This is a genomic window from Roseovarius gaetbuli (assembly GCF_900172365.1).
Taxonomy (GTDB): domain Bacteria; phylum Pseudomonadota; class Alphaproteobacteria; order Rhodobacterales; family Rhodobacteraceae; genus Roseovarius; species Roseovarius gaetbuli.
The window spans coordinates 20,764-40,482 of sequence record NZ_FWFJ01000036.1; the positions used below are offsets into that span (position 1 = coordinate 20,764).

Annotated in this window: 19 protein-coding genes, 1 tRNA gene and 1 pseudogene; 3 read left to right on the forward strand and 18 right to left on the reverse strand. The window is 61.4% G+C overall.

The window, feature by feature from the left end:
* Positions 1-173: 173 nt before the first annotated feature.
* The 17 genes and pseudogenes from ROG8370_RS21020 to ROG8370_RS15075 all read right to left on the reverse strand — a co-directional run.
* Positions 174-272: pseudogene (locus tag ROG8370_RS21020) on the reverse strand (chemotaxis protein MotB); the annotation flags it as partial.
* Positions 273-364: 92 nt separating this feature from the next.
* Entirely contained in the window at positions 365-1,765 is a 1,401-nt protein-coding gene (locus ROG8370_RS15000; protein WP_085827992.1) for a TRAP transporter large permease, read from the reverse strand.
* Positions 1,765-2,394, reverse strand: coding sequence for a TRAP transporter small permease subunit (locus ROG8370_RS15005; protein ID WP_085827993.1), 630 nt, complete (start codon positions 2,392-2,394; stop codon positions 1,765-1,767). The genes ROG8370_RS15000 and ROG8370_RS15005 overlap by 1 nt, the downstream gene beginning before the upstream one ends.
* Positions 2,395-2,477: 83 nt before the next feature.
* The gene (locus ROG8370_RS15010; RefSeq protein WP_085827994.1) at positions 2,478-3,494 is read right to left on the reverse strand and encodes a C4-dicarboxylate TRAP transporter substrate-binding protein; all 1,017 of its coding nucleotides are present in this window, start codon (positions 3,492-3,494) and stop codon (positions 2,478-2,480) included.
* Positions 3,495-3,614: 120 nt separating this feature from the next.
* Positions 3,615-4,955, reverse strand: coding sequence for a sigma-54-dependent transcriptional regulator (locus ROG8370_RS15015; protein WP_085827995.1), 1,341 nt, complete (start codon positions 4,953-4,955; stop codon positions 3,615-3,617).
* Positions 4,952-6,685, reverse strand: a complete 1,734-nt coding sequence (locus ROG8370_RS15020) for a sensor histidine kinase (RefSeq protein ID WP_085827996.1) — start codon at positions 6,683-6,685, stop codon at positions 4,952-4,954. The genes ROG8370_RS15015 and ROG8370_RS15020 overlap by 4 nt, the downstream gene beginning before the upstream one ends.
* A gap of 53 nt (positions 6,686-6,738) precedes the next feature.
* The gene (locus ROG8370_RS15025) at positions 6,739-7,848 is read right to left on the reverse strand and encodes an alpha-hydroxy acid oxidase (protein ID WP_370738346.1); all 1,110 of its coding nucleotides are present in this window, start codon (positions 7,846-7,848) and stop codon (positions 6,739-6,741) included.
* Positions 7,849-7,873: 25 nt separating this feature from the next.
* Entirely contained in the window at positions 7,874-8,428 is a 555-nt protein-coding gene (comE, locus tag ROG8370_RS15030) for a sulfopyruvate decarboxylase subunit beta (RefSeq protein ID WP_085827997.1), read from the reverse strand.
* Positions 8,425-8,931: a sulfopyruvate decarboxylase subunit alpha gene (comD, locus tag ROG8370_RS15035; RefSeq protein WP_085827998.1), complete on the reverse strand. Its 507-nt coding sequence runs from the start codon at positions 8,929-8,931 to the stop codon at positions 8,425-8,427. Before comD ends, comE begins: the two co-directional genes overlap by 4 nt.
* Positions 8,932-8,981: 50 nt before the next feature.
* The gene (locus tag ROG8370_RS15040; RefSeq protein WP_085827999.1) at positions 8,982-9,386 is read right to left on the reverse strand and encodes a universal stress protein; all 405 of its coding nucleotides are present in this window, start codon (positions 9,384-9,386) and stop codon (positions 8,982-8,984) included.
* Between the two features lie 40 nt (positions 9,387-9,426).
* Positions 9,427-10,422, reverse strand: a complete 996-nt coding sequence (locus ROG8370_RS15045) for a zinc-dependent alcohol dehydrogenase (RefSeq protein ID WP_085828000.1) — start codon at positions 10,420-10,422, stop codon at positions 9,427-9,429.
* Positions 10,419-11,177, reverse strand: a complete 759-nt coding sequence (locus tag ROG8370_RS15050; protein ID WP_085828001.1) for an SDR family NAD(P)-dependent oxidoreductase — start codon at positions 11,175-11,177, stop codon at positions 10,419-10,421. Before ROG8370_RS15050 ends, ROG8370_RS15045 begins: the two co-directional genes overlap by 4 nt.
* Entirely contained in the window at positions 11,170-12,477 is a 1,308-nt protein-coding gene (gene hisD / locus ROG8370_RS15055) for a histidinol dehydrogenase (protein WP_085828002.1), read from the reverse strand. Before hisD ends, ROG8370_RS15050 begins: the two co-directional genes overlap by 8 nt.
* Before the next feature lie 10 nt (positions 12,478-12,487).
* Positions 12,488-13,816: a TRAP transporter large permease gene (locus ROG8370_RS15060; protein ID WP_085828003.1), complete on the reverse strand. Its 1,329-nt coding sequence runs from the start codon at positions 13,814-13,816 to the stop codon at positions 12,488-12,490.
* Positions 13,817-13,826: 10 nt separating this feature from the next.
* Positions 13,827-14,339: a TRAP transporter small permease gene (locus tag ROG8370_RS15065; RefSeq protein WP_085828011.1), complete on the reverse strand. Its 513-nt coding sequence runs from the start codon at positions 14,337-14,339 to the stop codon at positions 13,827-13,829.
* A gap of 129 nt (positions 14,340-14,468) precedes the next feature.
* The gene (locus ROG8370_RS15070; RefSeq protein ID WP_085828004.1) at positions 14,469-15,617 is read right to left on the reverse strand and encodes a TRAP transporter substrate-binding protein; all 1,149 of its coding nucleotides are present in this window, start codon (positions 15,615-15,617) and stop codon (positions 14,469-14,471) included.
* A 26-nt stretch (positions 15,618-15,643) separates the two neighbouring features.
* Entirely contained in the window at positions 15,644-15,826 is a 183-nt protein-coding gene (locus ROG8370_RS15075) for a hypothetical protein (RefSeq protein WP_085828005.1), read from the reverse strand.
* Positions 15,827-15,989: 163 nt separating this feature from the next.
* Here ROG8370_RS15075 and ROG8370_RS15080 point away from each other — a divergent pair, with 163 nt between their 5' ends.
* The gene (locus ROG8370_RS15080) at positions 15,990-17,030 is read left to right on the forward strand and encodes a LacI family DNA-binding transcriptional regulator (protein WP_085828006.1); all 1,041 of its coding nucleotides are present in this window, start codon (positions 15,990-15,992) and stop codon (positions 17,028-17,030) included.
* Positions 17,031-17,101: 71 nt separating this feature from the next.
* Here the strand turns inward: ROG8370_RS15080 and ROG8370_RS15085 are convergent.
* A tRNA-Lys gene (locus ROG8370_RS15085) sits at positions 17,102-17,177 on the reverse strand.
* 241 nt (positions 17,178-17,418) lie between these two features.
* Here ROG8370_RS15085 and dapF point away from each other — a divergent pair.
* Together dapF and mtaB are read left to right on the forward strand one after the other, a co-directional pair.
* Positions 17,419-18,252: a diaminopimelate epimerase gene (gene dapF, locus ROG8370_RS15090; RefSeq protein ID WP_085828007.1), complete on the forward strand. Its 834-nt coding sequence runs from the start codon at positions 17,419-17,421 to the stop codon at positions 18,250-18,252.
* Positions 18,249-19,508, forward strand: a complete 1,260-nt coding sequence (mtaB, locus tag ROG8370_RS15095; RefSeq protein ID WP_085828008.1) for a tRNA (N(6)-L-threonylcarbamoyladenosine(37)-C(2))-methylthiotransferase MtaB — start codon at positions 18,249-18,251, stop codon at positions 19,506-19,508. The genes dapF and mtaB overlap by 4 nt, the downstream gene beginning before the upstream one ends.
* Positions 19,509-19,719: the final 211 nt, after the last annotated feature.

Consider the following 19,719-nt stretch of genomic DNA (forward strand, 5'->3'; position numbering starts at 1 on the left):
TGGTTTTTAGGGTTCCGTTAGGGGTTCAAGGTCATCCTGAGCGTGCATCCAAAAGCGGATGGCGCAGCCCGGAAACCTACCGATTGCTGCAGATGTCAGAAAGACAGCTTAGGCCGCTTCCACGACGGGAGCGGGACATGAAACTGGCGGAAACCGCCAACCTATAAGGAAAATGCTATGGCAACTTTCCAGGCACCACCATGATGCCCGCCGCCAGCGACGACCTTTTTCCGTTTGATGATGACTGGCGCCGCATTGCTATGCGCGCTCATATCCACCACCTTTGTTACTCACCCGTGTTAAGGTTTAGCACAAAGGATGTTACCTAGCTGTTAACACTTAGAATTTTAAGGATTTCTAAGGATTATGCCTGAGAGGGAAGCCAGAGAACAATCGACGGAAAGGCGACAAGCAAACCGATGGTTACGGCATCTGCGATAAAGAACGGCGTGACACCCCGGAACACGTCCTGCACGCTGATATCATCACGCACGCCGGCCACCACGAAACAGTTCAGGCCGATGGGCGGCGTGATCAGACAGAACTCTGCCATCTTGACCACCAGGATGCCGAACCAGATCGCGCACATCGTGCCGTTCATGCCAAAGGCACTGTCGGCGGCCGTGACTGCTTCGCCGCCGTTAAGTGCCATGACCGCCGGATAGACCACCGGCAGCGTCAGCAGCAGCATTCCGATGGCATCCATGAACATGCCAAGCACCGCATAGGCCAGCAGGATACAGATCAGGATCATCATCGGCGAATAATGCAGCGAGGTGATCCAGTCGGAAAACGCCGAGGGCAGATCGGCAAAGCCCAGAAAGCGCACATAGATCAACACGCCCCAGATGATCGAAAAGATCATCACCGAAAGCTTGGCGGTTTCCAGCAGCGCATCCTTGAGCTCGGGCCACCGCATGCCGCGATAGGTGGCGATGACAAAGACGATGAAGGCACCGATTGCGCCACCTTCGGTCGGTGTGCCCCAAGCGTCACCGCCAAAGGGGTTGTAGACAAAAAAGATGATGATCACGACCACCGCAACAATCGGCAGGGCCGGCGGCAAAGATGCAAACCGCTGGCGCCAGGTAAAGCCCCCCACGGGTGGCCCAAAGCCTTTGACCGTAAGGGCAAGGCCGACGATCAAAAGCGTGTAGACCAAGGCGGAAAACATCCCCGGAATAAATCCGGCGAGCAAGAGCATGCCCACATCCTGTTCCACGATGATGGCATAGATCACAAGGATCGCCGAGGGCGGGATGAGGCTTGCCAAGGTGCCCGCAGCGGCGACAACGCCTGCGGCAAAGCGCTTGTCATAGCCGACGGCAAGCATCTCGGGGATGGCGATGCGGGCAAAGACCGCCGCCGTCGCAACAGAGGCGCCCGATACGGCCGCAAAGCCTGCGGTCGCAAACACCGTGGCCACCGCAAGGCCGCCTGGAACCCAGGCGATCCAGCGTTTCGCAGCCTCGAACAAGGCCCGCGTCAGGCCCGCGTAATAGGCGAGATAGCCAATCAGGATAAAGGTCGGAATAAGCGACAGCGCCTGTGACGAGACCTTGCCATGCGGCACCTGTCCGGCGGTCTTGATGCCAACCGTCAGCGCCCAGGCGAGCTGTGCAAATTCGTAATCCTTCTTGTCCCAGAAGATCCAGACGAGGCCAATGACGCCTGCAAGGCCCGCAGCAAACGCTACCCGCATGCCAAGCACGACCATGACCAGCATGCCGGCGGTGACCCAAAGGCCAATTTCAATCGGTGTCATCAGTCGCGCCCCTGGATATGTTCGGCCTCGGCCGCCGCCTGTTCTGCAACAGACATGATCAGCGGCACCGCCACTGGTGTTTCCTCGCCCCTGACAAAGGCGCGCCCAAAGCCCCAAAGCTGAAGCAAAAGGCGCAGGGACATCACCGAGAACGCCACCGGCACCACAAGCTTGGACGGCCAGATCGGCAGGCCGATGTCGATCGAGCTGTCACGGCTCCAGAGCGGTTTTGTCATGTCAAAGCTGCGATCAAAATGCGCCCATGAGCCCCAGACAAGCGCCAGGATCAGGATCAGAATGCCAAAGGTCGTCAGGAATTCCGCCAGCCAGAGCGCGCGGCCCTTAAGAGCGCCGACCACGATATCCATCCGGATGTGACCGCCGTCGCGCTGCACGTAAGACACGCCAAGAATGGCGATCAGCGGCATGAAGGCCTCGATCCAGTCGACATAGCCGGGCAGGGGTTCGTTGAATAAATTGCGCCCCGTCACCGAAACAACAGCAAGCACCATAAGCCCGAAGGCGAAGATGCCGGCGATCAAAGCGAAAAAGCGTTCCAATCCATAAAGCGCCCGATCGAGGCGGCTAAGCAGGCTGGAATCGCGCATTACGGCAAAAGAGCCGGCCATGGCGGTTAAGCTCCTGTTGTGGGGGGCGTCAAAACGTCGGAAAAAGCAGGCCCCGGACTGGTGTTCCGGGGCCTTGGGTCAGATCAGTTGCTGGCCCGCGTCTTTTCAAGCGTCGCACCAACAAGGTCATAAAGCTCTTGGGCGGGCATGCCCTGTGCGCTCATTTCCTCAATCCAGGCGGCCGCGATCGGATCAGCGGCAACCTTTTTGAACTCGGCCAGCTGTTCGTCGGAAATGGTGACCTTGGTCACGTTCTTTTCTTCAAGAATAGTGTCCCATTTCTTGAGCAGCTCACCATAGTTGGCGAGATAATAGTCAAGCGCCTCACCGACCGAGCCGTCAAGCGCTTCGCGCTCGGCGTCCGACAGGCCTTCATAGGCGTCGATGTTCACCACCACCGGGCAGTTCACGGTGCCGGGGTTAAGGTTCTCGGTCCACCAGGTGGCCTCGTTGATGGTGCCAAATGACAGGTGGGCGTGCTGGGCAAAGGCAACGGTGTCGACAACGCCGGATTGCATCGCCTGATAGGCCTCGGACGAGGTGACCGATGTCGGCACGGCGCCAACGGCGGCAAAGGCCTTGCCAAGGCCGCCGGTTGCGCGCACGCGCATGCCGTCAAATTCGGCCAGCGTATCGCGCGGCTCGCCGGTGCCGGCGAGGTTGTACTGCGGCATCGGGCTTGTCATCAGCATCTTGGCGTTCCACTGCGCCATTTCCTCGGTCACGGCCGGGTGGGCATAGACCGCGTTGCTGACGGCGACTTCTTCGGCAAGGTTGCGCACGCCAAGGAACGGCAGCTCAAGCACGGTGATCGCGCGGTTCTTGTCGGGGTGGTAACCGGCACAGAACTGCGCCATCTCGAAGGCGCCGATGCTGATCCCGTCAAGGTTCTCGCGGTTCTTGGACAGGCCACCATAGCTGATGTTCATGGTGAACTCGCCATTGGTCTTTTGCTCGACCAGCTCGGCCAGCTTGTGCACATGCTCGGTAAAGGCGCGGCGCTTGCCCCAGAGTGAAACGTTCCATTCGGTTGCCATTGCCTCGCCGGCAAAGGCAAGTGTAAGCGCGGCCACGGCGGTATGGCTCAGAAGTTTGTGCATGATATTCCTCCCAGATTGCATGCGAATTTGTCGGGCTCACCATCTTGTATCGGCGCGCGCCTGCCTATGAAGAAAAGCGCGCAGCCCCCCGCGCGAACCCTGCGGAATTCCGCAAGGACACTACAGCAGCGCCTCTTTGTCCAGCCCAAGCTTGACGATCTTCTCATTCAGCGTGCGCCGACCGATGCCTAGCGCCTCTGCCACGGCCTCCATCCGGCCCTGATGGGCGGTGATCGCCTTGCCGATCAATTCGCGCTCAAAGGCGGCAACGGCCTCGCGCAGGGTATCGGGCACATCGTCGCCAAGCGCGTCGGTGCGCAACGCCCGCGCCATCGACCCGGCCCCGCGCCGCGCCGCCAAAACCCGACGTTCACAAACATTGCGCAGCTCTCGCACATTGCCGGGCCAGTCATGCGCCAGAAGCGCGGCGGTGTCCTCGGGCGTAAGATCAGGCGCGCGGGTTTCATAGACGCGCGCAAACTCATCCAGAAACCGCGCCGCCAAAAGCATCACATCGTCGCGCCGTTGCCGCAGGGTGGGCGGTTTGATTACCGTGGTGTTGAGCCGATACAAAAGGTCTTGGCGCAGCCGCCCGTTTGCCACCGCCTCGTCCGGGTCTTCATTGGTGGCCGAAATCACCCGAAAGCTTAGCGGCACGGGCCGCGCGACGCCAAGCGGCAAGACCTCTTTATCCTCGATCACCCGCAACAGCTTGGCCTGCACCGCAGGCGGACAGGAACACACCTCGTCAAGAAAGATCGTGCCGCCATCGACGCCCGGCAGACGCCCCTTGGCGCCGTCATGCACGCCAAACATTTCCGCCTCGAAGCCCTCCGGCGACAGCGCCGCACAGTTGAGCGCAAGAAACGGCCCCTCGGCATTCGGGCCCAGATCGTGCAGCGCGCGCGCCACAAGTTCCTTGCCGGTGCCGGTCTCGCCCTGCAACAGAACCGCCGCGCCGCTTTGGGCGAGATCAAGCACCTCTTCGCGCAGGGCCAGGGTTTCGGGGGTTTGGCCCAGCAAGACCCGATCCAGCCCAGACAGCTTGACCAGCCGTTCCTTGAGCCGCTGCGTGGTGCGCTTCATGCGATGCTGATCAAGCGCGTGTTGCAGGATGTTCAAAAGACGGCGCGGCTCATAGGGCTTTTCAACAAAGCTATAGGCGCCGCCCTGCATCGCCTCGACCGCCATGGCAATATCGCCATGCGCCGAGATCAAAACCAGCGGCGGCGACAATTCCGGGTCAAGGCTCGCCAGCAAATCAAGCCCCGAAAGCCCCGGCATGCGCACATCTGACAGGATCACATCGGGCTGAAACTCAGCCAGGCGCTCGGCGACGCGGGCGGCGCGGGGCAGGGCCTCGACCTGCCAGGCGGCGGCCTCAAGCAGGTCAATCAGCGACAGGCGCATGGCCTTGTCGTCCTCAACAATCATGATGCGGGGATGGGCCGGGGGTGTCATGTCGGGTCTTTGTCCTCTTCGCCGTCCGCCATCGGTATTTCGACCCGGAACACCGCGCCGCGCCCTTCGGCATTACGCGCGCTGATCCGGCCGTGATGTTCCTTGACGATATTGGCCGATATCGCCAGCCCAAGCCCCATGCCCCGCCCGCTTTCGCGGGTGGTCACGAAGGGTTCCTGAAGGTCCGAAAGCGAGGCCGCGCCAAGCCCGTGGCCGGTATCGCGCACCTCGACCCAGCCGGCATTCTCGGTCGTGCCCATGCGCACATGCAACACCCGCTCGTCGCATTCCTCAAGCGCATCCACCGCGTTGCGCAGGACGTTGGTCATCACCTGTTCTAGGCGCAATTGATGGCCGCGCACCATGATTGGCCCCGGCGGCTGGCGCAGATCAAGCGTGACTTCTGTGGCCTCGATATTGGGCGTCAAAAGCGACAGGGCGGCGTTGACGACATCGCGCAGGTCAACCTCGCGAAAGACCTCGTGATCGCTGCGCGCGAAGAACTTGAGCTGGCGGGTGATGCCTTCCATCCGGTCCACGATGCCGGCAATCTGCGGGATCACCTTTTGTGCGGGCTTGCCGCCGATTTCTGCGGCGGCCAGATGGTTGCGCATCGCCGCGATTGGCTGACCCAGCTCGTGGGTGACCGAGGCCGCCAGCTGGCCAAGCGCGGCCAGGCGGCTGGCGCGCTCAAGCTCGTCCTGGGTGCGCTTGAGGCGGCGTTCGGCGGTGCGGCGATCCTCGATCTCGACCGCAAGCCGGTCATTGGCAAGACGCAACTGCGCCTCTTCGGCCTCGGACCGGCGCAGGGCGGCGCCAATGCGTTGCGTGCGCCGCACCTGTGAGACCATGAAACCGGCCCCGGCAAGGATCATCACCATCCCCGTCACAAGCCAGCTTCGGGTGACTGCGGCGCTGTCATCGGCGAAATAATGCAGTTTCCAGTCATGCTGCGGCACGCTGGCGGCAAGGTGAATGCGTTTGGCGCCGTCGATCATCGCGCGCGCATCGCCCCTTGGGTGCCAGTTCAGCGGATCAAGCGGCTGACCGGGAAATTGTCGGCTCGCGGCGATCCGGGCGCGCTGAGCCTCGGAGAGGTCGCCAAGCGTGCGATAGCGCCAGTCGGGATTGGACGAGAGCAACACAACACCGTCGCTATTGGCCAGAAACACCTGTTCGCCCGCCGCGCGCCAGGCCTCTTCTAGGTCGGTCAGGTCAAGCTTGATCGCGATGACACCGGAGAGGTCGCCATCAGGGGTGCGCACCGCATCGGCAATGAAATAGCCCGGCAATCCGGTGGTGGCGCCGATCCCATAAAACCGCCCCTGCACGCCGGTGATCGCCGCCTGATAATAGGGGCGAAAGGAATAATCCTGCCCGACAAAGGTTTCCGGCTTGTCGGCGTTCGAGGCCGAGATGGTCGTCCCGTCGGCCTGCATCAGATAGATCGCATCAAGCCCGGATTGTACGGCAAAGGCGGCGAGGCGTTTGTCGAGCACTGAAGTGGGCGCGCCAAGGCCGGTTTCGATCACATAGGTATCGCGCGCCAGAACATAGGTCAGATGCGAGAACCGCTCCAACTCGGCCAGAACCGTGCTTCGATAAAGCGACAGGCGGCCGCGCGCCTTGGCCTCTTCTTCGGATTGAAAAAAGCTGAGCGAAAGCCAGAATACCCCAATTGCCGCGCAAAGCGCAGAGGCGGCGGCAAGGGCGGAAGAGGACAATCGCATGGCCAAGGTATCGGGCGGTTCGGGGTGTCATGCAAGCGGTTTGGCGCTGTCGCCTAGCGCGAAACACAGTCTCCAAGCCCGGTCATGTCGGTCTTGCCCAATTGCGCCAGCGTCAGGCTGATTTCCTCGGTCATCACCTGCCAGAGCTGGTTCAACCCCCGCTCGCCGCGCCCGGCCATCGCATAAAGCAGGGGGCGGCCCAGAAAGGCAAAATTGGCGCCCATGGCATAGGCCTTGACGATATCCTCGCCCGAGCGCAGGCCGGAATCGTAAAACAGCGGATAGTCCGGCCCAAGCGCGGCGCGCATCTTGGCCAGCATCAAAATAGGGGGCGGCGCGCCGTCGAGCTGGCGGCCGCCATGGCTTGAAACCTGAATGGCATCCACCCCCTCCTTGCGCAGGCGCAGGGCGTCGTCGACATCCAAAACGCCCTTGATGACAAGCTTGCCGGGCCAGGCCGCGCGCAGCCGTTGCAGATAGGACCAATCGGCGGCGGCGCGGCTTGCGGCGCGATCAAACCCGCCATCGGTGAAATTCGCCATCTGCGGCCGCCCCTTGACCAGCGAGGTCAGCGACCATCGCGGGTGCAGGGCGAAATCGACAAACTGCCTTGGGCCGATGCGAAACGGCATCTTGAACCCATGACGCAATTCGCGCGGGCGACGGCCCACTTCGGGCACATCGAGGGTCACGACAAGGGTTTCGTATCCGGCGGCGCGGGCGCGCTCGACAAGCTGCATCGTGCCGCTGCCGTCGCCGCTGAAGTAAAGTTGAAACCAGGCGTGGCCCTCGGCGGCCTCAAGCATCTTTTCAAGCGCGGTCGAGGCCACGGTCGAGACCCCCAAAGGCACCCGATCCCGCGCCGCGATCCGCGCCAGCATAAGGTCGGCACCGGGGGTTGAGAGGTTGCACATGCCCATCGGAGTGATCCCGAAGGGCACTTTGGCCGGGTGATCAAACACCGGCATGGAAAGGTCGCGATGGGTCACGTTACACAAGACCCGCGGCTTGAGCCGCAGGTCGCGCATCGCGGCCCGGTTAAGGGCCTCGCCGTGACCCTCGCCCGCGGCCCCGTCGATATAGTCAAAAACCATCCACGGCAGCCGACGCCGCGCCATCTGGCGGGCGTCATCGGCACAGTGGATGTCGCGAGAGGGCAGCATCAACGATCCTTTCAGTGTTGCGGCCCTAGGCCTGAACAGCCTTCATAAAGCGATCACGGATCACGACCGGGTCCATGGTGATGACCGGAACCTTGATATTGCCGCTTTCGCATTTGCACACGATGATCGTCATCTTGTTCGAGGCCAGTGCCTTTTCCAGCACCTCCTTGGTCTCGCTCGCCTGACATTCAATCACCGTTTCACAGCCACAGGCGCGTGCCACGGCGGTGAGCGAGGTCTTCTTGCCGGCATAGGTCGGCTGATCGCCGGTCGAGCCATAGCTGCCGTTGTCGATGATCAGCAGGATATAGTTGTCGGCCACGTTGTTGGCGATGGTCGGCAGGGTGCCAAAGTTGGTCAGGACAGAGCCGTCACCATCAATCGAGATGACCTTTTTACCCTGTGCCAGAGCCAGCCCAAGCCCGATCGAGGACGAGAGGCCCATAGTGCCGAGCATGTAGAAATTGGTCGGTTGATCATCCAGAAGGTGCAATTCCTGACTCGGCAGGCCGATGTTGCAGACAACAAGATGGTCGCGGATTACAGGCGCGATATCGCGCAGAACGTCAGAGCGGATCATTGGTCTCCGTAGCCTCCCCAGAAAGACGCGTCGGTCAGGATCGCGACAGGTTTGTTGCACATGAATGTGTATTTCAGGATCGCGTCCAATTCGTTCGCGTCCGATTCCTTGTGGAAATGATAGGTCGGGATGTTGAGTTGATTCAGCAGCGCCTTGGTATGCACCGCCATTTCCACCTGACAGGCCACCGGCTCGCGTAGCTCGCCGCGATAGCTGATCAGCATCGGCAGGGGCATGCGGTAGAACTGTGTCAGGGTGGCCAGCGTGTTGATGGTCACACCGATCGCGGTGTTCTGCATGATGATCGCGGGGCGTTTGCCGCCCATGAAGGCACCGGCGCACAGGCCCATGCCTTCGTCTTCCTTGTTCGAAGGGATGTGGTAAATCTCGGGCCGGGCCTCGATTTCATCAATCACACCGGCCAGCTGCTTGCAGGGCACGGTGGTGACGAAACTGATGTCATTGGCGACCAGATCGTCGACGATTTTCGTGTGGATGGACACGGGGGTTACTCCTTGGGTTCAGGATTTTGGTGACAGGTAGGCAGGCTTTTCTAACGCAGGACGTGGACAGAGCAAGGCGCATGGCGCACGACACGTGCCGCCGTGGAGCCAAGAAGAAAGTCGCTTATCCCCGGTTTGTGAGAGCCGATGACGATGCAATCGGCGCCCCACTCGCGGGCGAAATCGGTGATCGCGCGGCCCGAATGGCCGGTGATAAGTCGCGTGCCGACGCCTGGAAAATCGGCGACACGTTTGGCCAGCCGATCCTTGGCCGCCTCAAGCGCGGCGTTGACGGTGTCTTCGTCCACATAAGAGCGCACCGACGGGTTAAGCGGCTCGTGAATGTGGATGGCGATGATCTCTCCGCCCTCGTCGAGAAGCTTTTGCGCGGCCTCAAGGGCCGGTTCGCTGATCCCGTGTTCAAGCGAGAGCGAGACGATGATTTTCTTGTACATCACATCTTCCTTTTCGTCCCGGGCGTTCCCGCCCTTGGTGTTACGTTGCGGCCTCGGGCACAAGGATGGTTTTCGGCGCGGTGGTGCGGCCATTGCGGATATCGGCAAAGGCGGCGGCCCCGTCAGAGAGCGGGCGCTTTTCGGTCCAGTCGAGCGCGCCCATGCGGCCCTCGAACATCGCTTGCGCGGTGTCGCGAAAATCCTGCGCGGTATAGGTATAGGTGCCGATAAAGGTGATTTCCTGCAAGGTGATGCGCCGGATATCAAGCCCGCCGGTGGCCGAGCCAAGCCCGATATGCACGATCACGCCGCCTGGGCGCACATGGGCCGAGGCCTGTGCGCGGGTGGCGTCAAAGCCGACCCCATCGACGACAAGATCGAACTGATCCGCCGGATCAAGCCCATCGGGGGGCAGAACATTTTGGTCGCATTGCATGCTGAGATAGGCGCGCCGCGCCGGGTGCGGTTCGATCATGGTGATGTCGGTGATGCCCTGCGCGGCAAGGCTAAGCGCCGCGCCAAGACCGATGGCCCCGCCGCCAAGCACAAGCGCGCGATGCGTGCCCTCGCCCAAGGCGGCGCGGCCAAGACGCACCGCATGCCAGCCACAGGCGATCGGTTCGGCCAAAGCGGCCTGATCGGTGGTGATGTGATCGGGCATCACGACCAGATTGCGCTCCGGCATGGCCAGAAGCGCGGCAAAGGCGCCTTCGCGCGGCGGCATCGAGATGATCTGGCGGGTGCTGCAGAGGTTGTCGCGCCCGGATGTACAGGCCGGACAGGTGCCACAGGTGACAAGCGGGTTCACCGTGACGCGCTTGCCGCTCATCGCGCCGCTCAACACGGTGCCGGCCGCCTCGTGCCCAAGCACGAGCGGGGCGGGGCGGCGGTCGTCATGACCGAGGTAGGCATGCATGTCAGAGCCGCAGATGCCGACGCTATCCACCCGGATCAAGGCCTCGCCGCCTTGCGGCGTGGGATCGGCCATGTCGCGATACTCAAGCCCCTCGGGGGCGGTGTAAACAAGTGCCTTCATTTCGCGGTAAAACCTCCGTCTACCATCATGATCTGTCCGGTCACGTATTTCGACGCCTCTGAGCAAAAGAACATCAGTGGCCCGTCAAGATCGTCAACCTCGCCATTGCGCCCGATACAGGTTTGCGCCGCATTGCGCGCCGCGCGCCCGGGGTCATCGAACACCGCCGCCGTAAGCTCGGTGCGGATAAAGCCGGGGGCGAGGGCGTTGACCACAATCCCATCGCGTGACCAGGCCTCGGCCATGGCGCGGGTCATCTGCGCCACGCCGCCCTTGCTTGCGCCGTAGGCAATGCCGCCCGGAAATGCGCGAAAGGATTGCAACGAGGCAAAGTTCACGATCCGGCCCCAGCCCTTTTCCTTCATCGCGGGCACAAGGTGCTGGCTCAGGAAAAACGGCGCGCTCAGGTTCAGCGACAGGGTCACATCCCAGCCCTCTGGCGTGACATCATCGGCCGCCTGCCGGGTATTTATGCCGGCCGCATGCACCACGATATCGGGCGCGCCAAAAGGCAGCGCCGCGGCGCGGGCCAGATCGGCCAGCCCGTCACGATCGGCAAGGTCATGGGCAATGACTGCACCGTTGTCGCCGACCTCGGCCTGCCATTCGACAAGCGCCTCGGCGCGGCGTGCCACGCCGACGACGCGGGCACCGCTGGCCGCAAGCACGCTGGCCGCGCGCCGCCCCAGCCCCGAGCTTGCGCCCGTGACCAAAGCGACGCGACCCGTCACATCAAGCAGGCCATTCTCAGCCATTGGGCGTCAGATCAAAGGTTTCATCGGGGAAGTATTTGTGCAGACGGATATCCGCCGTGCGCGCGTGTCCTTCCATGCCTTCCAGCCGCGAAATCCGTGCGGTGGCTTCGGCCACCGGCTTGGCACCCTCACGGGTGGCGCGCTGCCATGTGACGATCTTCATGTATTTATGCACGCTCAGACCACCGGTATAGCTGGCCGCGCCCGAGGTGGGCAGAACGTGGTTGGTGCCTGCGGCCTTGTCGCCAAAGGCCACCGTGGTCTCTTCGCCCAGAAACAGCGAGCCGTAGCAAGAAAGCCGCTCCAACCACCACTCCAGATCCTCGGCCTGCACGGTCAGGTGCTCGGGGGCGTAATCGTCGGATGTGGCGGCCATTTCTTCGCGGTCGGCGCAGACGATCACCTCGGCATAATCGCGCCAGGCGGCAAAGGCGTTGTCGCGGTTCACCTCGGGCAGATCGTCGATCAGGCCGGGCACGATGCGCATCACCTCTTCAGCCAGCGGGCGGTTGTCGGTGACAAGCCAGACCGGCGAGTTATAGCCATGCTCGGCCTGCCCCACCAGATCGGTGGCGACAACCATCGGATCGGCGGTCGCATCGGCGAGGATAAGGCTATCCGTCGGGCCGGCGATCATGTCGATGCCGACACGGCCAAACAACATGCGCTTGGCTTCGGCGACGAACTGATTGCCCGGACCCACCAGAATGTTAGCCTTGGGCAGGCCGAACAGGCCGAAGGTCATGGCCGCCACGCCCTGCACGCCGCCCATGGCCAAAATCGTGTCCGCACCGCAAAGATCGGCGGCATAGATGATCGCCGGGGCGACCCCGACGCCGGGGCGCGGCGGCGAGCAGGCAACGATATGCTTGCACCCGGCCACACTTGCGGTGGTGACGGTCATGATCGCACTCGCGATATGGCTATAGCGCCCGCCGGGCACGTAACAGCCCGCGCCGGTGACGGGGATGCTCTTTTGACCGGCGATCAGGCCGGGAACCACTTCGACCTCGATATCCTTGAGGGTCTCTTTCTGCGCCTCGGCAAAACGGCGCACGTTGTTATGGGCGAACTGGATGTCACGCTTGAGCTTTTCCGGCACCAGCGCCGCCGCCGCCTCGATCTCTTCGCGGGTGATTACGACATTGCCGTCGTATTGGTCAAACTTGGCGGCATATTCCATCGCCGCCTTGTCGCCGCCCGCCTCGATATCATCCAGAATGGCGCGCACGGTGGCCTTTACATCCGAGGCATCGGATTTCGAGGTGAGCGTTGCTTTTTTCAGATATTCTCGTGTCATTGGTCAGGTCCTATTTGTAGATGTCTGGCAGAAGCGTTGTGGAAATCGCCGGGATATAGGCGATCATCAGGGTCACAAGCAGCATGAAGAAAACGAAGGGGATGGCGCGGGCCGCGATCTTTAGGATCGACTCGCCGGTTATGCCTGCCACCACGAACAGGTTGAGGCCAAGCGGCGGGGTGATAAAGCCCACACCAAGCGCTGTGATCATCATGATGCAGAACTGAATTTCGTTCATGCCGATATTGTCGGCCAGCGGTTTCAGGATCGGCGCCAGGATCACGATATTCGGCGTCGTTTCCATAACGCAGCCTGCGGCGATCAGGATCAGGATCATCAACAGGATGAGCACTTGTGGATCATCGGTCAGTGACGTGACCGAGGTCACAAAGCCCTGTGGCACGCCCATGATCGCAAGAGCCTCGGCGAGCGGCGCGGAAAAGGCGATGATCGGAAGGATCACACCGTTCACCTTGGCCGAACTCAGCAGCATCGAGGGAAAATCCGCAAGTTTCAGCGTCCGCATGACCAGCCCCATCGCGATGGTGACAACCACGGCGGTTGCGCCTGCTTCGGTCGGGGTCATGCGGCCCGAGAAGATGCCGTAAAAGATGATGCCGGGCACGATGAACGCATACCAGCCAGACTTGAGCGACCGCCCGAGATTGGCGAAATAGTCGCCCATCGACACGTTGCCGCCGCCCTCATAGCCGTAAATCCGGTTGACCACGAGATTGGTGACAAGGATCGACACCAGGATGCAAATGCCGGGGATCAGGGCCGCGAGAAACAGGGTCGAGGCGGAAATACCCAGAACCAGGCCGATGATGATATAGGCGATCGAGGGCGGGATCAGGATCCCGGTACAGGCCCCTGCCGCCACCAGCGCACAGGCATATGGGCGGGGATAACCGCTTTCGACCAGGCGGTCGATGGTCATCCGGCCCACAGCGGCGGCGCCTGCTGCGTCCGATCCCGAGATTGCCGCGAACATGCCGCAGACGAGGACGGTCGCCGAGCCGAAACCGCCCTTGGCGAATTGGGTCAACGCCTCGGCCACATCAAGGAATTTGCGCGACAGCCCGGTGCGCACCAGCACGTCGCCGGTTAAGATGAACAACGGCACCGCCGTGAGGGCAAAGGCGTCAATGCCGGTGAACAGGCTCTCGCCAACCGCACTGAGCGGCATGTCGCCCGACATGACCAGCATGGTGATTGCGGCGGTGCCGATGGCGGCCCAGACCGGCACGGCAAGGGCGATAAGGCCCACGAAAAGGATGACGGGAAGATAGAAATCCCAGCCCAGTTCGACCGTCTGATTGAGTGTATTCCAGAGCATCAGTTTCCCCTCAATCAAACATTTTTTCACCTTCGTAGACGTCTTTGCCGTCTCGAAGGGCGCGCAGATCGCGCAGCAAGGATTGGATCAGTCGCAGGACCATCAGGGCGAAACCCACCGGTACTGCCATCAGGAACCACACCATCGAAACGCGCAAACCATGGCTGACCGAGCCGAACTTGGCCGAGACATGAACCGTTTCAAGGGACCAATAAAGCGCGATCACGGCGACCCCGAACATCACCAGATCGCCAAAGATATAGATCAGCGCCTTCATCCGAGGCCCAAGGTAGTGCAGCAGGACGTCAATGCGGATATGCGCGCGGTCCTTGACGGCGATGGCGGCGCCGATCCAGACGAGATAGATAAAGGAATAGCGCACGATTTCTTCGCCCCAGATCGAGGAGTAGGAAAAGATCTCGCGCCTGAGGACCTCGACCGCCATGGTGACGACCAGCATCACGTAAAAGACCAACAGCGCCCATCGTTCGGCGTTCTTGTCCAAGGCTTTTATCAGTCTCATCATGATGACCTTTCGTTCGCCAAATGGATATCCGGGCCGGGTGAACCGGCCTCGATCTTTTTGGGGGTCGGGAGCGTCGGCACCGATCTGGCGCCGACGCAATACCATCGCTTAACAGACGCTCTGAACTCAGGCGTCGTGGACGTAATATTTGCCTTGGGTTCCGGCGGCTTCTTCCATCTTGGCGAAAGCATCCATCGAACCGGCAAGCTCGGTTTTGAACTCATCCCATTCTGGCCGCTGGAAGCCGCCTGCCGCTTTCCATTCCGCCAGCTGATCGTCGCTCAGCGAGTGGAATTCGACACCCGCCTTGGCCAGCTCGGCCATGGCATATGCCCGCGCCGACGGCACTTTTGACAGGTTCTGATGTGCGGTCATCTCTGCCCCCCACATGATCCCCTCTTGCACGTCTGCCGGCATCGAGTTGAACCATTCCAGGTTACAGGAATAAACCTGACTGTCCGGCACCGCCTGTGTGAAGGTCACATGGCTCAGGATATCCTTGAAACCAAAGACATAAAGCGCGCCGACCGACGGATCCAGCGCATCGGCAACACCCTGTTTGATCGCCGAAGGTGTCTCGCCCCAGGCGACGGGCGTCGGGTTGGCGCCGACCAGGCGGTAATATTGCTGCAGCATCTTCGAGCCGGGTACGCGGAACTTGACGCCGTTCAGGTCTGATGGGGACAGGACTGCGCCCGCGCCACCCTTGCGCACAGCAACAACACGCGGGTCAATGTTGACGTAAAACAGCGCCTTAAAGCCTGCGGCTTCGACTTTGGGGTGAACTTCGGTATTCCAGAAATCCGAGTTCACCAGATTGGTGAAACGCTGGTTCGAGCCACAAAGATAGGGCATGTTGATCAGGTCAACGGTCGAGGCAAAAGGCGCGAAGTTGGACAGCGAATGCTGGGCCGCCTGAATGGTGCCGCCCTGAACCTTTTGCACAAGCGCGCCACCGGCGCCAAGCTGGCCACCGGGGGCAAGTTTGACATAGACCTTGCCGTTGGTGGCGTTCTGAATGTTTTCTTTCAGGTCGAGCTGCATGATCGGATAGCTGCGCGAGGCGCCAAGCACATAGGCCGTGGCAATCGTCATCGAATGCTCAGCGGCGCGTTCACGCTCTTTTTCTTCGGCGGCGGTCTGAGCAACGGCCTCAGATGACCACAGCATTCCGCCCGCCCCGGCAACCATTGCAGCGGTAAAGCTGCCGGTTCCGGCCAGTTTCAGGAAATTGCGGCGTTCAGCCGAAGCAAGCTCGTTGCGTTCTTTTTTCATTGATCGTCCTCCCATTGGTATCTTGATTATTTGTTGCCTTGTCGCCTTGTTGCCTCACTCTTGAGGATGGCGACGACGAAGGTCACCGTTGTTGCCAACAGCAAAAGCATTTCACCGACATCGCCAAGAAACGGTGTGCCGCCGAACGAGCCGATGGCAACATTTGTTGCGAAAATCGCGAACAGGGCCGCGCTTACGAGCAGTGCCATTAAATTCCTCCCGTCATCGACGCTCCACCGCCGATTCGGTATCAATGTAAGCGCTTACATAGTTTCGCGCAAGCTGTTATGCTGTAGGCAACATAATTGTGAAATATCGCCGCCACGTTAATCTGCGGGTCATGGAGCGTGGTAGGGGGGGGCGTTAGAACGGATGAGTCGGAAAGCCAAGGAAAGTGACCATAACCTGCCGACACTGGCCGACGTGGCGACGCGCGCGGGCGTCTCGACCGCGACCGTGTCCCGCTGTCTGAATTCTCCGGACCAGGTGCAGGAGCGCACCCGCGACCGAGTCATGACGGCGGTGCAAGACCTTGGCTATTCCCCCAATTTCGGCGCGCGTGCCCTTGCGGCGCGGCGCACCAATACCATTGGCGCCATCATTCCGACGATGGAAAACGCCATTTTCGCCCGCGCCATTCAGGCCTTTCAGGAAGAGTTGCACGCAAGCGGTGTCACGCTTTTGGTCTCAAGCTCGTCCTACAGCCCCGAGATCGAGGAAGAACAGATTCGCACCCTCGTGGCGCGCGGCGCGGATGCGCTCTTGCTGATCGGGCATGACCGAAGCCCTGCGATCTATCAATTTCTGGAAAATCGCGGCGTGCCGGTTCTGATTTCCTGGGCCTATGACCCTGCGATTGCGCGCCTGTCCATCGGCTTTGACAATCGCCGCGCCATGGCGGAGTTGGCTACAGAGGTGTTGCAGCTTGGGCACCGGACTATCGGTATTATCTCGGCTGAATGCGCGGGCAACGACCGGGCCCGCGCGCGGGTTGACGGGGTTTATGACGCGATGCGCGCGCAAGGGCTTGATCCGAGCACGGCATATCTGATCGAGACCCATTACAGTATTGAAAACGGGGGCCAGGCCTTGCGGCGCATGATGCAGCATGACCCGTGCCCGACTGCGGTGATCTGCGGCAATGACGTTCTGGCCGTGGGCGCGCTTCAAATGGCGCGAGAGCTTGGCCTTGCGGTGCCCGGTGATATCTCGATCACCGGGTTTGACGATATCGAGCTGGCGCGGGTGGTCGATCCGCAGCTGACCACGGTTCATGTGCCGCATCGCGACATGGGCCGTCAGGCGGCGCGCCTTTTGGTGGATATGGTCGCCGGTCATCCGGCAAGCGACAGCGTCCGCCTTGAAACGACACTGCGCATGCGTGGCACCCTTGGGCCGCCACCTGCCGAGTAGGGCCATGCGATATCAGGACCACGCCAAAGGTCACGGGCAAGCCGCGCAACAGATCGAAAGCAAAGGGATGTTGGTGAGCCGGCAGGGGTTCGAACCCTGGACCTACTGATTAAAAGTCAGTTGCTCTACCAGCTGAGCTACCGGCTCTCACCATATGTGACGGGTTTAAAGCCGTCCGTCGTGCTGTCTTAAACCTAAAAGCGCGAGAAGCGCAAACATCTAAGACGCCATGGCGTGTTTCCGAAATGTTGGCTGGTTTTCCAACTCGGCGAACGGCCATGTGTGGAGCGGTATCTAGAAAGAGCAGTGCAGGGGGTCAACCCCGAAAGTGCAAGTAATTCGTGGGATATGCTGGATTCGTCTGACGCGTGGGTTTATATGCCCGCAAATGAACGATTATCGCGACACCGGATTGCCCTTTATGAAAATGCACGGGCTGGGGAACGACTTTGTCGTGCTGGATGCGCGTGTGCAGGCCCTCGATCTGTCGCCGGGTCTTATTATGGGCATTGCGGATCGGCACAAGGGAATCGGTTTTGATCAGCTTGCGGTGATCGAAGCGGGCGCGGGCGACGCACATCTGACGTTTTACAACGCCGATGGCTCGACCTCGGCGGCCTGTGGCAATGCCACCCGCTGTATCGCGCGCCACCTGATGGACGAATCGGGCAAGGCGCGGCTTCACCTGACCACGGCGCGCGGCGATCTTTACGCGGTGGATGCGGGCGAGGGTCTGACCTCGGTCAACATGGGCCAGCCTCAGCTTGACTGGAACGAGATTCCGCTGGCCGAAGATATGGACACGCTTGAACTGCCGATCGAGGGCGGGCCGACGGCCACCGGCATGGGCAATCCGCATTGCACCTTTTTTGTCGAGAATGCCGAGGCGATACCGCTCGAGCAATTCGGCCCCCGCTATGAGCATCACCCGCTCTACCCCGAGCGCACAAATGTGCAGGTCGCCAGCCTTGTCGGCGAAAACCACCTTCGCATGCGGGTCTGGGAGCGGGGCGTTGGTGTCACGCTGGCGTCCGGCTCGTCGTCTTGTGCGACCGCGGTGGCGGCGGCACGCCGGGGGCTTACCGGGCGCAAGGTGCGGATTGATCTGGATGGCGGCACGCTTGGGGTCGAGTGGCGCGAGGATGGCGTCTGGATGACCGGAGCGACCTGTCACGTGGCGAGCGGCGTTCTGACGCCGACGTTCCTGGCGGCGCATCCATGACCGAGGCGCCCAAATTCACCACGCTTGGCTGTCGCCTGAACGCCTATGAAACCGAGGCGATGAAAGAGCTCGCCGGGCAGGCCGGGCTTGGCAATGCGGTGGTGATCAACACCTGCGCCGTCACCTCCGAGGCGGTGCGCAAGGCGCGTCAGGAAATCCGCCGCCTGCGCCGCGAAAACCCAGATGCGCGCCTGATCGTGACCGGATGCGCCGCCCAGACCGAGCCGGAAACCTTTGCCGCCATGCCCGAGGTCGACGCGGTCATCGGCAATACCGAAAAGATGCAGCCCGGCACCTGGGGCAAGCTTGCCGCCGATTTCATTGGCGAGACAGAGCGCGTTCTGGTCGATGACATCATGTCGGTGACCGAGACCGCCGGGCACCTGATTGACGGCTTCGGAAGCCGTAGCCGCGCTTATGTTCAGGTGCAAAACGGCTGTGATCATCGCTGTACCTTTTGCATCATCCCGTTCGGGCGGGGCAATTCGCGCTCGGTTCCGGCGGGGGTTGTGGTCGATCAGATCAAGCGGCTTGTCGGCGCGGGCTATAACGAGGTGGTGCTGACCGGGGTCGATCTGACAAGCTGGGGCGCGGATCTTCCGGCGATGCCGAAACTGGGCGACCTGGTGATGCGCATTCTCAAGCTGGTGCCGGATCTGGCGCGCTTGCGGATCAGCAGCATCGATTCGATCGAAGTGGATGAGAACCTGATGCAGGCGATCGCCACCGAACCGCGCCTGATGCCGCACTTGCATCTGAGCCTTCAGCACGGCGATGACCTTATTCTAAAGCGGATGAAACGGCGGCACCTTCGCGACGATGCGATCCGCTTTGCCGAAGAAGCACGCAAATTGCGCCCCGAGATGACATTCGGTGCCGATATCATTGCCGGTTTTCCGACCGAGACCGAGGCGCATTTCGAGAACTCGCTGCGGCTTGTCGAGGACTGTCACCTGACATGGTTGCACGTGTTTCCCTATTCGCCGCGCCCCGGCACGCCCGCTGCGCGCATGCCACAGGTGGATGGTCGCGCGATCAAGGCCCGCGCGGCGCGCTTGCGCGCGGCGGGCGAGGCGCAGGTGAGCCGTCATTTGCAGGATCAGCAGGGCCGCACCCATGCCGTCTTGATGGAAAACCCCCGCATGGGGCGCACCGAGCAATTTACCGAAGTCAGCTTTGACAGCGACCACCCCGAGGGGAAGATCGTATCGGCGAGGGTTACGGGCGTGCGCGGCACGCAATTGACGGCGGTCTGAGCGGGGCGGCTTGTCGGGCTCTTGCGTGCGCGCCGCGCGGTGTCGGGATGAGTATTTATGGAACGATGAAAGCCGGGTGGGTTTAGTATCCACGCCGTGGAGCAAACCCTCCGACTTCCAGTCGGACCCGCTTCAGCGTGAAAGAATCGCTTTATGATCGTACCCTCAGAAAAATGAGCCGCAGCCGGGTCGGAGGCTCATTTTTCTGAGG

Excerpts from the sequence above, each read along its gene's own strand:
- dapF (WP_085828007.1), top strand. The coding sequence starts at position 17,419 with ATGAACGATTATCGCGACACCGGATTGCCCTTTATGAAAATGCACGGG.
- ROG8370_RS15015 (WP_085827995.1), bottom strand. The coding sequence starts at position 4,955 with ATGACACCCCCGGCCCATCCCCGCATCATGATTGTTGAGGACGACAAG.
- ROG8370_RS15005 (WP_085827993.1), bottom strand. The coding sequence starts at position 2,394 with ATGGCCGGCTCTTTTGCCGTAATGCGCGATTCCAGCCTGCTTAGCCGC.
- ROG8370_RS15000 (WP_085827992.1), bottom strand. The coding sequence starts at position 1,765 with ATGACACCGATTGAAATTGGCCTTTGGGTCACCGCCGGCATGCTGGTC.
- ROG8370_RS15045 (WP_085828000.1), bottom strand. The coding sequence starts at position 10,422 with ATGAAGGCACTTGTTTACACCGCCCCCGAGGGGCTTGAGTATCGCGAC.
- ROG8370_RS15020 (WP_085827996.1), bottom strand. The coding sequence starts at position 6,685 with ATGCGATTGTCCTCTTCCGCCCTTGCCGCCGCCTCTGCGCTTTGCGCG.
- comE (WP_085827997.1), bottom strand. The coding sequence starts at position 8,428 with ATGATCCGCTCTGACGTTCTGCGCGATATCGCGCCTGTAATCCGCGAC.
- ROG8370_RS15040 (WP_085827999.1), bottom strand. The coding sequence starts at position 9,386 with ATGTACAAGAAAATCATCGTCTCGCTCTCGCTTGAACACGGGATCAGC.
- ROG8370_RS15075 (WP_085828005.1), bottom strand. The coding sequence starts at position 15,826 with ATGGCACTGCTCGTAAGCGCGGCCCTGTTCGCGATTTTCGCAACAAAT.
- hisD (WP_085828002.1), bottom strand. The coding sequence starts at position 12,477 with ATGACACGAGAATATCTGAAAAAAGCAACGCTCACCTCGAAATCCGAT.
- mtaB (WP_085828008.1), top strand. The coding sequence starts at position 18,249 with ATGACCGAGGCGCCCAAATTCACCACGCTTGGCTGTCGCCTGAACGCC.
- ROG8370_RS15065 (WP_085828011.1), bottom strand. The coding sequence starts at position 14,339 with ATGAGACTGATAAAAGCCTTGGACAAGAACGCCGAACGATGGGCGCTG.
- ROG8370_RS15010 (WP_085827994.1), bottom strand. The coding sequence starts at position 3,494 with ATGCACAAACTTCTGAGCCATACCGCCGTGGCCGCGCTTACACTTGCC.
- ROG8370_RS15080 (WP_085828006.1), top strand. The coding sequence starts at position 15,990 with ATGAGTCGGAAAGCCAAGGAAAGTGACCATAACCTGCCGACACTGGCC.
- ROG8370_RS15025 (WP_370738346.1), bottom strand. The coding sequence starts at position 7,848 with ATGCTGCCCTCTCGCGACATCCACTGTGCCGATGACGCCCGCCAGATG.
- ROG8370_RS15060 (WP_085828003.1), bottom strand. The coding sequence starts at position 13,816 with ATGCTCTGGAATACACTCAATCAGACGGTCGAACTGGGCTGGGATTTC.
- ROG8370_RS15070 (WP_085828004.1), bottom strand. The coding sequence starts at position 15,617 with ATGAAAAAAGAACGCAACGAGCTTGCTTCGGCTGAACGCCGCAATTTC.
- ROG8370_RS15050 (WP_085828001.1), bottom strand. The coding sequence starts at position 11,177 with ATGGCTGAGAATGGCCTGCTTGATGTGACGGGTCGCGTCGCTTTGGTC.